Genomic DNA, 13,566 nt, shown 5'->3' with positions numbered 1-13,566 from the left:
ACTCCTATCCCGTCTTTCCAGTTCCATCAGCGACATTCGCTATTGGAGCTCACGCGTGTTCGCCAACCCGCGCACCTTCATGGTGATCGGCTTGATCGCGCTTATCGTGTTTCTGTTTCTGTTCGCGCAGACCATGCAGATTGCGCTGGTCTGGGCGGGCCTGCTGCTCGGCGTGCTGCTCGTCCTGTGGCTATGCGTGCATCTGTGGCGGAGGCGGCGCACGCGGCGCGCCAATCAGCAGTTGGGCGACATGCTGGAGCAGCAGGTGCAGACGGGCGCGGCCGCCAGCCCGGCCGCCAACCGCAATGAAATCGACGCCCTGCGCCAGCGCCTGACGCAGGCGGTGCGCACGATCAAGACGTCGAAGATTGGCCAGGCCTCGGGCAACGAGGCGCTGTATGAATTGCCCTGGTACATCGTCATTGGCAACCCGGCGGCGGGCAAGAGCAGCGCGGTCATCAATTCGGGTTTGCAGTTTCCCTTTGCCGACAAGAACGGCGCCGCCGTGCGCGGCGTGGGCGGCACGCGCAACTGCGACTGGTTCTTCACCACCGAAGGCATCCTGCTGGACACGGCGGGCCGCTATTCGGTGCACGAAGAAGACCGCAACGAGTGGATGAGCTTTCTGGACCTGCTCAAGCGGCACCGCCCCAAGGCGCCGATCAACGGCATCATCGTGGCGGCCAGCATCAGCGAACTGACGGATTCGGGTCCGGAATTCGCCATCAACCTGGCCAAGAACCTGCGCCAGCGCGTGCAGGAACTGACGGACCGGCTGGAAGTGTTCGCGCCGGTGTATGTGATTTTCACGAAGGCGGACCTGATTGCCGGCTTCTCGGAATTCTTCGCCGATGCCGACCCGCGCGAGCGCGATCGCGTTTGGGGCGCAACGCTGCCTTATGGTGCCGACGAAAGCCGCGATGTGCTGACGCAATTCGACGAGCGCTTCGACGAGCTGTATGAAGGCCTGAAGGAAATGGGCACGGCGCAGATTTCCCTGCGGCGCACCGGCCCGCTGCCCCCGGGGCTCTTGACCTTCCCGCCCGAGTTCGCGGGGATCAAGCCCGCGCTGCGCACCTTCCTGTCGACCCTGTTCGAGACCAACCCCTTCCAGTACAAGCCGGTGTTCCGAGGCTTTTACTTCACCAGCGCCTTGCAGGAAGGCGCCTCGCGCAGCACGTCCACCGAGAAGCTTGCCGAGCGCTTCAGCCTGCGCCCGGCCACCCGTGGAGCCACACAGGCCACCCCGTCGCACAAGGGCCTGTTCCTGCGCGACCTGTTTTCCAGCGTCATCTTCGCGGACAAGAAGCTCGTGCGCCAGCATGCCAGCCCCAACAAGGTGCGCATGCGTTACCTGAGCTTCTTCGGTCTGGTGCTGGCGCTGGGGCTGGTGCTGGGCGGCTGGAGTTGGTCGTACCTGGGTAACCGGCAACTGGCCACCAACGTGCAGGCGGATCTGGACAAGGTTGTGCGCCTGCAAAGCGAACGCACCGACCTGCAAAGCCGCCTGGAAGCCATGGAGATTTTGCAGGACCGTATCGAGCAGCTTGATCGCTATTCCTCCAGCCGGCCCTTGTCGCTGGGCCTGGGCCTGTATCAGGGCGACGTGCTTAAAGAGCGCCTGCTGGCCGAGTACTACAACGGCCTGCGCCAGTTCATGCTGGTGCCGGTGAAGGCCAGCCTGGAAGAGTATCTGGGCCGCGTCGATGTTTCGCAGGTTGCCGCCGCTGGCGTGACGCCCACCGCCACGCCGGCCGTGGCGCAGGCGCAGTCTCAAGCCCAGGCGCAACCGGTGCGCGCCAACGCCGGCGACACCTTGTTCCAGGACGCTTCCCCCACCAACGTCGATGACGCCTACAACGCGCTCAAGACGTACCTGATGATGGCGAACCGCGAACACGTGGACCCCACCCACCTGTCGGACCAGATCACCCGTTTCTGGCGCGGCTGGCTGGAAACCAATCGCGGCGCCATGCCGCGCGACCAGTTGATCCGCAGCGCCGAACGGCTGATTTCTTTCTACGTGGCGCGCGCCGCCGATGCCGACTGGCCGCAGATCGACACCAACCTGGCGTTGGTCGAGCGCACCCGTGGCAATCTGCGCAGCGTGATGCAGGGCATGCCGGCGCGCGAGCGTGCGTATTCCACCCTGAAGGCACGGGCCGCCACGCGCTTCCCGGCAATGACCGTGGCGCGCATCATGGGCGAGGCCGACGCCGCCGTGGTGGCCGGCAGCTACGCCGTGCCGGGCACGTTCACCCGCGAAGCGTGGGAGCAATACATCGAGCCGGCCATCGGCGAGGCCGCGCGCCGCGAAGTACAGACCAGTGACTGGGTGCTGGGCGTGAACGCCCGTGACGACCTCACGCTGGAAGGCAGCCCGGAGCAGATCCAGAAGAGCCTGGCCACGATGTACAAGACCGAGTACGCGCAGGAATGGCAGAAGATGCTGCGCGGCGTCACGATCAAGCCCTTCACCAGCTTTGACCAGGCGGTGCATGGCATGAACCGGCTGGGCGACCCGCAGAATTCGCCGCTGGTGAAACTGATCAACACCACCTACGAGCAGACCTCCTGGGATAACCCTTCGCTGATCAACACCGGCATCGCGCAAGCGCAGACGGGCGTGGTCGCATGGTTCAAGCGCGTGATCCTGCGTCAAGGCCAACCCAAGCCGGCTGCCACGACGGCGAACGGTGAACAGATCCCGATGGGCCCCGTGGGCCGCGAGTTCTCGGACGTGGCGCGGCTGGTGGTCACGCGCGACAACCAGTCACTGCTGGGCAACTACATGACCGCGCTGTCGAAGATCCGCACGCGCTTCAACCTGATCAACAACCAGGGCGACCCCGGCCCCGGCGCGCTGCTGCTGATGCGCCAAACGCTGGAAGGCAAGGACTCCGAGCTGGCCGATGCGCTGAAGTTGGTTGACGAGCAATTGCTGGCGGGCCTGACCCCGGCGCAACGCGAGACCCTGCGGCCGCTGCTGGTGCGCCCGCTGATCCAGGGTTATGCCGTGGCGATGCAGCCTGCCCAGACCGAGCTGAACAAGGTCTGGAACGCGCAGGTGTTCCAACCCTTCTCGCAGAGCCTGGCCGACAAGTATCCGTTTTCGACCAAGGCCGGCATCGAGGCCAGCGGCGAAGAGATCGGCCAGGTCTTCGGCCCGCAAGGCAGCATCGCCAAGTACGTGAACGACACGCTGGGCCCGCTGACCGTGCGTCGGGGCGACATCCTGACCGCGCGCACCTGGGGCGACATGGGCATCGACCTGCAACCCTCGTTCACCGCCAACTTCGCGCAGTGGGTTGCCCCGCTGGCCGGTGGCGCGGCGGGTTCCGGCGCCGCCAGCCAGCCGCAGACGCTGTTCCAGATTCAGCCCAGGCCGGCCAGCGGCGTGACGGAATACACGATTGAAATCGACGGACAGCAACTGCGCTACCGCAACACGCCGCCGCAATGGGTGAACTTCGTGTGGCCCAACGCGCAGGGCGCGCCGGGCGCGCGCATCACGGCCACCGCGTTTGACGGCACCGTGGTCGAGATCGTCAATGAACCCGGCCGCTTCGGCTTGGAACGGTTGATCTCCGGGTCGCAGCGCAAGCCCAATGCCGACGGCAGTTTCGAGATGAGCTGGACCAAGTCCAACATCACCGTGCCGGTCAAGCTGCGCATCATCAGCAACGCCCAAGCGGCCAGCGCCGGCGGCACCGAGCCTGGCAGCCAGGGCTTGCGCAACCTGCGCCTTCCCGCCGCGGTGGTGGGCGCTTCCCCTCAAACCCCCGTCGCCCCGACGCCTGCCGGAGCGCAGCAATGAGCCATCCGCAGTCACCCATGTTCCGTACGGCATACTTCGGCAAAATCCCGTCGCGTGGCGACTTCGTCAAGAACACCTCGCACCCACAGTTGATGGCGACGCTGGATGCCTGGGTTGCCAACACCATGGAGATCCTGGCGCAGGATCCTCACTGGAAGACGCTGTACGACGAGGCCCAGCCCATGCCCTTCGCGGTGCTGGGCTCGCGCGGCAAGCTGGCCATTGCGGGCCACTTGCAGCCCAGCCATGACCAGTCGGGGCGGCGCTTTCCGTTCATCACCGCGACCTCGGTGGAAGTGTCGCGCCCGCTGGATTTCATTGCGCGCAGCCCGCTGGCGTTCAGCCGCATGTGGAACCGCATGGGCACGGCCGCGGCGCAACTGATGCTGCCTGGCGACCCGGCGTCGGCGCTACAGACGCTGAACGATCTTGAAGGGGAAATCCGCACCGCCGCCGACGACGGCTTTGACGCCTTTGTCGACCTTCAAACCATCGAGCGCGTCGAGGCCATGCTGCGCAGCAACGGCCACGCCGCCAGCGTGCACGACATTGTGCTGGCGCTGGGCATCCTGCTGGCGCCGGTGATGTCCAGCGGATCGTCGCAGCTGGACACTGGCCTGGCCCTGCCGCTGCCGGACGACCCGCTCTACATCAACTTGGTCGCCACGTACTGGATGACGCTGATTGCGCCGTTCCTGACCCGCGCCGACTTCGAGATTGCGATGTTCGTCGGGCAGGTGGCGGGCAAGCATCGGCTGGTGGTGGGCTTTCGCGGCGCTTCGCCGCAGACGCTGGCCAGCCTGCTGTCCACGCCGCAAACCCTGGCGCAGCACTACATCGTGCTGGAAAGCGCCCCCTGGGTGCGCGACCACGTCAGCGCCAGCCATGGCCTGGCCAAGCTGTCGAGCTATCTGGATCAACCGCGGCTTTCCTTGCGCCAGGCGCTGGAAACCTTCCGCGAAGTCTTTATCGGAGCCTAGCGCATGCGCACGCTTATTCTTGCCCTGGCCGCCGCCCTGTCCTGCGCGGCCCATGCCCAGGATGCCGCCACGGTGGTTCCCGCCAATGTCATTCCCCAACCCGGCCAGGTAGTGGCCAGCGGCGCGGTGCCCGACGAGGCCACCAAGGCCGACGTGCTGGCGCGTCTGCAAAAGGTCTACGGCGTGGGCAACGTGATCGACCGCATCGACGTGGGTGGCGTGGTCGCGCCGCCAAACTGGTCGCAACACGTGAGCAAGCTGCTGGACAGCCCGCTCAAGCAGATCAACCGTGGCCAGCTTGAAATCGACGGCACGCAGATCCGCCTGCGCGGCGAGGTCGATAACGAAGCGTCGCGGCAGCAGATTGCCAGCACGTTCGCCACGTCCCTGAACCCCACCTACAAGATCGTCAACGGCCTGCGCGTGTCGGCCAGCAAGGACGAACAGGATGTGCTGGACAACTTGCTGAGCGACCGTGTCGTGGAATTCGAGACCGGCAGCACGCGCCTGACCACGCGTGGTCGGGAACTGCTGGACCGCGTGGCCGACGCGGTGCCCAAGCTGCGCGCCGACAAGATCCAGATCATCGGGCATACCGATAGTTCAGGCAGCCGCAGCACCAACCTGGCGCTGAGCCAGGCGCGCGCGGACGCGGTGCGGGATTATCTGGTGGACAAGGGCCTGCCGGTGTCGCGCTTCGAGGCCATGGGCGCGGGCCCCGACCAGCCGGTGGCTACCAACGCCACGGCGGAGGGGCGCGCGAAGAATCGGCGCATCGAGTTCCGCGCCGCGCGCTGAGGTGGCGCGGGGGCTGGAAGGCGGAGGCCTGCGGCTTGGGCTTTTGGCTTTGGGCTTGAACCTGGAACTTCCAGGCTTGGGCCTAGGGCTTCAGGCCTGAAGCGTCAGGAGTTCTCGCCCGCCTTCTTGATGCCCAGCAACTCTTCGAGGCCCGACAAGGTCTCGTCGTTCTTGACCACGGTGCGCAGCCACAGATGCAAGGACATCTCGCCCCAGCTTGCGGCCTTGTCGGCCAGATAGGCGACGGGGCTGTGCGGCTCGGTGCGGCGAAAGAAATCAGCCACCTCGCGTAACTGTGCCAGGGCTTGCTCGCGCGTCTGGATCGGGCCGCGCGCGGCAGGCGGCACGGCGTCGCCAGCGGGCGCGCCGGCGGGCATGGCTTCAGCGCCTGGGAATGCGTTGACAGCAGTCAAGGTGGGCTCCACTCGGGTGGGAACGGCGGGCGCCCCCTGAGTCGACATTGGTGTCTGCGTTGGCGCGGGCGTGATGTCGGCGCGCACCAGCAGTCCCGCGTCGCGCGCGAACCGGTGCGCCAGTTCGGTAACGTTGCGCAGCGCCTCTCGCACCCGCGAAAACGCCGGGCTCTCGTCGCCCAGGCGTTCGTCCAGCGTGCGCTCAAGCTGCGCCAGCGCCTGGGCGCAACCGTCCAACTGAGTGTCCAGCTCGGAATAGAACGACGGCGGGGTGTCGCGTCGCGCGGCGTCAAAGCGGTCTAGCGTGAGCTTGCCCCGGGTCAATTCGTTGGCGTTGTCCGGCGTGCGCTTGACCGCGTTGGCCAGTTGGCTGGCGGCTTCCCAGAGCACCGCGCCGTAACGCGCGCCGTCGGCCTGCGTCAGCGGAATCTCGCCGATCAGTTGCTGCGACCGCGACAACAGCCAGGCCAGATTGCCCACGCGCTGCTGCACGTCGCCATCCTCGGGCACCGGATGCAGGCCTTCCCAATAGTCGCGGCACAGGCCGTCGATCAGCAGGTAGCCGTCGCGCAGGCCCGCGAAGCCGCGCGTCTTGGCCCAGGCTTCAGCCAACCACGAGGCAATGCGGATGTCCTTGCTGCGGTTGCGCAAGGCCTCGGAACAAATGCGCGCGACTTCCGGCCAGTCGGCTTCTTTCAGGTCTATGACCCAATCGCCCTGGTCCAGCTGGGGGTCGTCGTGCCGGCGCGCTTCGCGGATGGCGTCGAATTCGGGGGAAAACACCAGGTCCACGCCGCAGGGCGCATCGCCGGGTATCGGTAGCAACAAAGCGTTGATGTCGGTCATATCGCAACGGAGAGGTGACGAAAGCTGGCGGCGGCACGGCCAGACAGGCGGTGCGGACAGGCGGCCAGCGGCGGCAATGGCGGAAATCATCCCACATTCGCTTACGCATAACGTTCAAAGATGACACGTCCTATTACAAGGCGCATCACGATGCATCGTTATCATTTGCGCTCCTCTCCCAAGGAGCGTCCATGACCACGAAATCGATCCGCATGCTGCCCAACGGGCACTTCATCGTTGGCACACCGCGCCGTGCGCCCGACGGCACCTATGTTGGCGGCGAAGGCCCCATCACCCGCGCGCCCGACGGCACCTACGTGGCCGGCACCCCGCAGCGCGCACCGGACGGCACCTACAAAGGCGGCGGCGGCCCCGTGCGCATGGCGCCCGATGGCACCTTCGTGGTCGGCCCGGCCCGGCGTGCGCCGGACGGCACGTATTTGTAAGCCTCGCTGTAGTTCAAGCTGTAGTTCAAGCCATAGCTCAAGCTATAGCCCAAGCTATAGCCCAAGCGGTCGCTGAAGCCATAACCCCAAGCACTCGTCCAGCCATGCCCCAACGCTCTGTTATACGCAAAGGCGACAAGACGTCGCACGGCGGCGTCGTCGTGACCGGCGATGAAACCGTCATCATCTTCGGCCAGCCCATGGCGCGCGTCGGCGACCGTGTCACCTGCCCCAAGTGCGGCGACACACACACCATCGTGGAAGGTGTGCAGAACGTCAGCTCGGACCGCATGACGGCGCTGGAAGGCATGCGCACGTCCTGCGGCGCAACACTGATCGCCAGCCAGAATTTCTATCAGCTTGAGTTTGGCTAGGGGCCGGAACCCTTGCTCCTGCTATTGGCCGCGCGCCAATAATGGGAGTACCGTGCATAGGTATGGGAGGCAGCAATTCCCCCATGCACCCCGGAGGGACCCAGCTCATGGTCATTGGTCGACCTTGGTGGCCGGCGGCCCACGCGCCCTCGATGCTCCGCGCGTTATGCGGCATCGCTTTGTTGTGGACGTTGGCAATCACCAGCGCTTGGGGAGAAACCCCGCAAGATAGCGCCCAACAACGATCCGCCGTCGTGCTGTCCCTGGACGGCATCGTCGGCCCCGCCACGGCGGATTATCTGATCCGCGGGCTGGCTGCGGCGCACGAACAGAATGCCGCGGCAGTCATCTTGCGCATCGACACGCCCGGCGGGCTTGATCTGTCGATGCGCGACATCATCCGCGCGATACTCGCGTCGCCCGTCCCGGTGATTTCCTATGTGAGCCCCAATGGGGCACGCGCGGCCAGCGCCGGCACCTACATTCTTTACGCCAGCCATGTCGCGGCGATGGCGCCCGCGACGAATCTTGGAGCTGCCACGCCCGTGGCCTTGGGCGGGGGCTTTCCCAAGCCGGATGAGAAGGAACCCGGCAGCGCCGACAAGCCCGCCGAGAAGTCTCCTGAAAGCCGCACAGACAAGTCCACGGATAAAGGTGGCGACAAGTCCTCGGCCGAGCAAGCCGATCGCAAACCGCCCGCAGCGCCCCCACAGAACGCCAGCGAATCCAAAGCCATCAACGACGCAGTCGCCTACATCCGCTCACTGGCTGCCTTGCGCGGGCGCAATGCCGACTGGGCGGAAGACGCCGTGCGATCAGCGGCCAGCCTGTCGGCCAGAGAAGCCCACGCGCAGAAGGTGGTTGACCTTATTGCCGACGACATCCCGGACCTGTTGGCACAGGCGGATGGGCGCACCGTCAAGGTGGGCAACACCGATACCGTGCTGCAAACCAAGGGGCTGCGCGTGCAGCACAGAGAACCCGATTGGCGCACGCGCGTGCTGAGCGTCATCACAAATCCCAACCTGGCGCTCATGTTGTTGATGGTGGGCGTATACGGCTTGATATTCGAATTCATGAACCCAGGCGCGCTCTATCCCGGCGTGGTCGGCGCGATATGTCTGCTGATTGGTCTCTACGCCTTGTCGGCGCTACCGCTGACCTATGCCGGACTCGCCTTGGTCTTGCTGGGCGCCGTGCTCATGGTGGCGGAGATATTCACGCCGTCGATCGGCATCCTGGGCATAGGCGGCGCCATTTCCTTCGTGCTGGGTTCCCTCTTGCTGGTCGACACGGAGACGCCAGCCTACGAGGTATCGCTTCCGCTGGTGGCCGGCGTGGCAATGGCAAGCCTGGGAATGACATTCCTGATCGCTCGGCTGGCACTGCGATCGCGCCGCGCGCCGATTGTCAGCGGGGCCGAAGCGCTGATCGGGCAGCGCATCAAAGTACTGAGCTGGACCGGAGAGCAAGGCCATGTCACCGCGGCCGGAGAGCGCTGGCGCGCAGTGGGGCCGGCGGGCCTGGCCCCTGGCGACACGGTAGTGATCGCGGCCGTGCGAGGGGTGACCCTGCATGTCGTAGCCGACACCGCCCTTCCCCCTTACGAGCCTTCCCGGGGAGGATGAAGGCTCGAAGCAACGACAACCCTTTTTCAGGAGCCTTCCATGTTTACGCAACTCGCCTTCTACGGCCCCATCGTCGTCGTGATCGCCGGCCTCTTTGCCCTGTCGATCCGAATCCTGCGCGAGTACGAGCGCGGCGTGATCTTCACGCTGGGCCGCTTTACCGGCGTCAAAGGCCCCGGGCTGATCCTGATGGTTCCGGTGATCCAGCAGATGGTGCGCGTGGACCAGCGCATGAGCGTGTTCGACGTTCCCAGCCAAGACGTCATCTCGCGTGACAACGTGTCGGTCAAAGTGAATGCCGTCATCTACTTTCGCATCATCGATCCCGAACGCTCCGTGATCCAGGTAGAGAACTTCCGGCAAGCCACCAGCGAACTGGCCCAGACGACCCTGCGTTCTGTCCTGGGCAAGCACGACCTGGACGAAATGCTGTCCGAGCGCGACAAGCTGAACAACGACGTGCAAGAGATCCTGGATGCGCAGACCGACTCATGGGGCATCAAGATGGCGAACGTGGAAATCAAGCACATCGACCTGAACGAAAGCATGATCCGCGTCATCGCCCGCCAGGCCGAGGCCGAACGCGAACGGCGCGCCAAGATCATCCACGCTGAAGGCGAAGAACAAGCCGCCCAGATGCTACTGAACGCCGCCCGCACCCTGGCCCAGCAGCCCGAAGCGATGCAACTGCGCTACCTGAGCACGCTGGCCATGATCGGGTCGCAGAACAACTCCACCATCGTGTTCCCCTTCCCCACCGAGCTTGGCCAGGTGTTGAAGGGAATGGTGGAGAAGAATAAGGGGGATGTGACGGCGGCGGGGTAGATCGGGGGTAGGGGGATGGACGCAGGTTCACCAAACGCCCCGTGATAAAGTGCGGCCGACACTTTTCGCAAGCCGGACCGTTCGCGTCCTTCACACCAGAACTTATGCAAGCCCAAAAATTCGGATACCTGGAATTTCGTTACGGGAACGACCCCAAGCGGCGCACCGTCAATGTGGGCGACAACATCCAGTCCATCGCGGTACGCCGACTGCTGGCGCACCTGAATGTTGACCCGGCCGACATGGTGGGGGTGGACCGTGACTCGCTGCGTGACTACGCCGGGCCGCCCGTGAAACTCATCATGAACGGCTGCTTTCATGACGACTGCTTCCCGCTTCCACCCCAGATCGAACCGGTGTTTTTCGGATTCAACGCCGAAACCGAATCGCTCATCACGTCGAACAAAAAGCTGTTCCAGGAACACCAGCCGATTGGGTGCCGGGACAATGCCACGAAGCAGATGTTCGATAAGCACGGCATTGCGGCGTTCGTTACGGGCTGTGCGACGCTGACGCTAAAGCGCCGCGACCCGCAGGTGACTGGCAGCAAGCCGGTCATCGCCTTCGGTTCCGGCGCGGGCGTGCTGCACCAGAACCTGTATGAATACATTCCCCGGTCCCTGCTGCAACGCGCGTCCCTGGTTTTTCAACGGGAGCCAGTGCCCAAGATTCCGCTCTCGGACCAGGCCGTGACCCAGATGGACGAGCTGGCGGCCAGCTACCTGGACCTGTACCGCAATGAAGCCAGCATCGTCGTCACGCCCTTGCTGCATGTGGCAAGCCCGTGCCTGGCGATGGGCATTCCCGTGGTGTTGGCGCGGCGTGACCACGATGACCGCTTCACCGCGATCGACCGGCTGCTTCCGGTGTACACACCGCCTGCGTTTTCGACGATTGAATGGAACGTGCGGCCGCTTGAGATTGAAGGGCTGAAGCAGGCGATGTTCGATGTGGCTTGGGCGTTGGTTCAAGGAAGCAAACCCGGGGCGGAAGCGTTGGCGGTGCTGGCAAAGACGTATGACGCGCCGCCGATTCTGCAAGGGGCTAAACGACGGAAACATAGGTCGTTGTTGAAGAGGTTGTTTTCCAGGGGGTGATGGGCGCTGTTCTTCGTGGTCAGTGACGTGCCCCAACGGTTGGATTGGTGTCCAACTTCCAGGAGTCAGGTCAGAGGGACTTCTTGTCATTCAAAGCTGCATGAAGCAGTCTTCCAACTCCGCGCGCTCAACAGTTGAGAGTCCGAGAGCCTTAGCCCGGGTCTCCCAGTTCGCAAGGATGCCTTGCAGCTTGGCGAGGTCCGCTTTCGCATCCTGGGGCGTGACGCGGTAGAACTCCGCGGTGATCAGCACGGTGTCCATGTCCGGAAAGGGGCTGTGATCGTCGATCGCCAGGACGTGCTCATCCTTCTTGATCGACGGGTTCATGTCGTAGGCTGGCGCAGGACGCCACCCTCCGGCATATCGGATGAAGCCGTGATTGCGCAGGTGATCATCCCGGTTGGCTACTGCCACGTTGAACATTACCCGGCGAAACATCTCGCGCAGGTCCGCAGCAATGTGGGCCTTCACGCCATGGTTGGCGATGAAGTCGGCCATGTCCAGGTAACTAGCGTCCTCGCTGGCGGTCTTGCCGAGCAGGGCCATGGCGGAGGTGAAGAATCGGCGTTCACCGCCGGCGGTGCGATCAAAGCGTTGCGTCACGAACGTATGAAAGCCGTGTCCAATGCGCTCGACGCGCGCCGGCGCTGTGTGCAGAAACTCGGATGCCATGTCGTGGATAAGTTTTTCTCGCAAGCCCCAGTCGTGCTCATCGTCAGCCCCTGGAAATTTGGCGATCCACAGCTGATTGGCGCCGTCTCGCAGATTGGCCTTGGGCCTGGCCCCGCCCAGCGAAGCGCCAGGCGCCACCAGCACTTTCAGCCACTGCTGCAAAAGAGCCAGGTCATCGACCTTCTTGCGGGTGAGTTCCAGCGCTACCGCTTGGAGTTCTCCGATCTTTGTCAATGCCGGCGCAGCTAGCGCCTCGTTAGCCAGGCAATCGTCCAGGAATTCCGGTGCCTCGCCTGCCTTGAGCTTACGATCGGCCTGCAAGGGGCTAAAGCGCAACGCGCCCATGCGCGTTGCGTCCTGCACCCCGAGAAAGAAATCCCAGACCGACAACTCCCGGCGAGCACGGCCTTGCTGCTTGGCTTCCACCAGCTCACGGCGCTTCATCAGCACCTGGCCCCAGCGATCCGGGCAACTGTCGAGGAAAATGCCGAAGTTGGAATCCTTCGGGAAGTAGTTGCCAACAGCCAGGCCCAGCTCAGGGTCTAGCGCAAAGGCCAGCGGATTTTTTAGCCACTGTGGGTCATACTCGAATCGCACCGATTCCTGGCCGCTGCGATACAGCCGGCCCACGTGCGCGAGTGGCCCCAAGCTGGAATCATCCAACCAGACTTCCAGGCCCTCAGGTCCTGCGGCCGCTACCGGCTTGGCAGGTGCGCGCGTCATATGGCTTCCTTATCCTTAACCGGCGACGCAGTCGCCTTCTTGGTTTTAGGGGCTCGACGGGGTGTCTCCAGGGCGGCGTCCTGAAGCCTGCGGCCCACCACGTCGTCAGCGGCCACCGGCGTCAGATCGTTCTCCAGCCCGAGCACCGTCAACACCCGCAGGTAGGTTCCCATGGTCACCGTCGGATCGCCCTGCTCTACCTTGTTGACGGTAGGCCGCGACACGCCAGCCCGCTCGGCAACAAGCAGCACGGAAAAGCGCCGGCGCAATCGCGCGGCACGCAACCGAGCCCCCAGCTCCTTCAAGAGCTTGGCTTGACGTGGGTAGAGAATAGGTGATTTTGCTGGCATAAGGGTAAGCATAATGAACAATGACCCGCAATCATGTCAATAATAATTACGCTTATTCCGCAACAGACTAGATTTAGGATAAAAATAAGGGAAACCATTGTTTCCAAACTGAAGCTTTTTTACCAATAATGCTTTCCTTTCAACTCGACCGAACCGGATGTGACATGCATTGCTCGCAAAAGAGCATGCACCCGAGGGTGCGTAGAAGCACGAGCGACAATCAGAGAGCCCGAAAGCTGCCCTGAGTCATATCGCATTCCACCTCTCGCGCCCACTGTTCAGCTAGTGCCTTGCTTTCGAATGTTTGGGTCTGGCACGGGTAGCCCTTACGACGGACGTCTACCTGACATTGCTTATCACCGCGATTTTGAATGTTAGCCAGGATGCCTATCTCACAATTTTTGGATTGAGGTATAGGCGCCAACGCGAGTGGGCTCTCGCTTCGCTGGGCTCCGTTTCGCCGAAAACCACCAGCAAATGGAGGCAGAAATTTTTTTCTTTACCAGCCGCACGAAGATCGCTGGCACAGTCCCCCAAAACACCGGAGTGCGTTAGAAGTGCGGTCAAAATCCCCAGAACGCAAAAAGCCCACCGTTA

Annotated in this window: 11 protein-coding genes; 8 read left to right on the top strand and 3 right to left on the bottom strand. The window is 63.7% G+C overall.

Annotation, left to right across the window (positions count from 1 at the left end; all coding sequences use genetic code 11):
• Positions 1 to 79 precede the first annotated feature (79 nt).
• From tssM to P8T11_RS23875, 3 genes are read left to right on the top strand one after another with little or no spacing between them, the layout of a single operon-like run.
• The gene (tssM, locus tag P8T11_RS23885; RefSeq protein ID WP_268082513.1) at positions 80 to 3,817 is read left to right on the top strand and encodes a type VI secretion system membrane subunit TssM; all 3,738 of its coding nucleotides are present in this window, start codon (positions 80 to 82) and stop codon (positions 3,815 to 3,817) included.
• Positions 3,814 to 4,797, top strand: coding sequence for a type VI secretion system-associated protein TagF (gene tagF, locus P8T11_RS23880; protein WP_268079725.1), 984 nt, complete (start codon positions 3,814 to 3,816; stop codon positions 4,795 to 4,797). Before tssM ends, tagF begins: the two co-directional genes overlap by 4 nt.
• Before the next feature lie 3 nt (positions 4,798 to 4,800).
• Positions 4,801 to 5,595: an OmpA family protein gene (locus tag P8T11_RS23875; RefSeq protein WP_268079726.1), complete on the top strand. Its 795-nt coding sequence runs from the start codon at positions 4,801 to 4,803 to the stop codon at positions 5,593 to 5,595.
• 104 nt (positions 5,596 to 5,699) lie between these two features.
• Here the strand turns inward: P8T11_RS23875 and tssA are convergent, their stop codons facing one another.
• Positions 5,700 to 6,854, bottom strand: coding sequence for a type VI secretion system protein TssA (gene tssA, locus P8T11_RS23870; RefSeq protein WP_268079727.1), 1,155 nt, complete (start codon positions 6,852 to 6,854; stop codon positions 5,700 to 5,702).
• A 191-nt stretch (positions 6,855 to 7,045) separates the two neighbouring features.
• On the opposite strand from tssA, the gene P8T11_RS23865 reads away from it, so the two are divergent.
• From P8T11_RS23865 to P8T11_RS23845, 5 genes are all read left to right on the top strand, one after another.
• Positions 7,046 to 7,300 (top strand): hypothetical protein, encoded by a 255-nt coding sequence (locus P8T11_RS23865; RefSeq protein ID WP_268079728.1) that lies wholly within the window; start codon positions 7,046 to 7,048, stop codon positions 7,298 to 7,300.
• A gap of 104 nt (positions 7,301 to 7,404) precedes the next feature.
• Positions 7,405 to 7,674, top strand: a complete 270-nt coding sequence (locus P8T11_RS23860; RefSeq protein ID WP_268079729.1) for a PAAR domain-containing protein — start codon at positions 7,405 to 7,407, stop codon at positions 7,672 to 7,674.
• Between the two features lie 152 nt (positions 7,675 to 7,826).
• Positions 7,827 to 9,302, top strand: a complete 1,476-nt coding sequence (locus P8T11_RS23855) for an NfeD family protein (protein WP_418910277.1) — start codon at positions 7,827 to 7,829, stop codon at positions 9,300 to 9,302.
• Between the two features lie 39 nt (positions 9,303 to 9,341).
• On the top strand, positions 9,342 to 10,127 hold the full coding sequence (locus tag P8T11_RS23850; protein WP_268079731.1) for a slipin family protein: 786 nt from the start codon (positions 9,342 to 9,344) through the stop codon (positions 10,125 to 10,127).
• Between the two features lie 104 nt (positions 10,128 to 10,231).
• Positions 10,232 to 11,224: a hypothetical protein gene (locus P8T11_RS23845; RefSeq protein ID WP_268079732.1), complete on the top strand. Its 993-nt coding sequence runs from the start codon at positions 10,232 to 10,234 to the stop codon at positions 11,222 to 11,224.
• 90 nt (positions 11,225 to 11,314) lie between these two features.
• Here the strand turns inward: P8T11_RS23845 and P8T11_RS23840 are convergent, their stop codons facing one another.
• The gene (locus tag P8T11_RS23840; RefSeq protein ID WP_268079733.1) at positions 11,315 to 12,619 is read right to left on the bottom strand and encodes a type II toxin-antitoxin system HipA family toxin; all 1,305 of its coding nucleotides are present in this window, start codon (positions 12,617 to 12,619) and stop codon (positions 11,315 to 11,317) included.
• The gene (locus tag P8T11_RS23835; protein ID WP_268082514.1) at positions 12,616 to 12,981 is read right to left on the bottom strand and encodes a helix-turn-helix domain-containing protein; all 366 of its coding nucleotides are present in this window, start codon (positions 12,979 to 12,981) and stop codon (positions 12,616 to 12,618) included. The genes P8T11_RS23840 and P8T11_RS23835 overlap by 4 nt, the downstream gene beginning before the upstream one ends.
• Positions 12,982 to 13,566: the final 585 nt, after the last annotated feature.

The sequence above is a fragment of the Achromobacter spanius genome (assembly GCF_029637605.1).
GTDB classification, from domain to species: Bacteria; Pseudomonadota; Gammaproteobacteria; order Burkholderiales; family Burkholderiaceae_B; genus Achromobacter; species Achromobacter spanius_E.
Note: the sequence above shows the minus strand (reverse complement) of the source record. Positions and strands in the feature narration are given on the sequence as shown.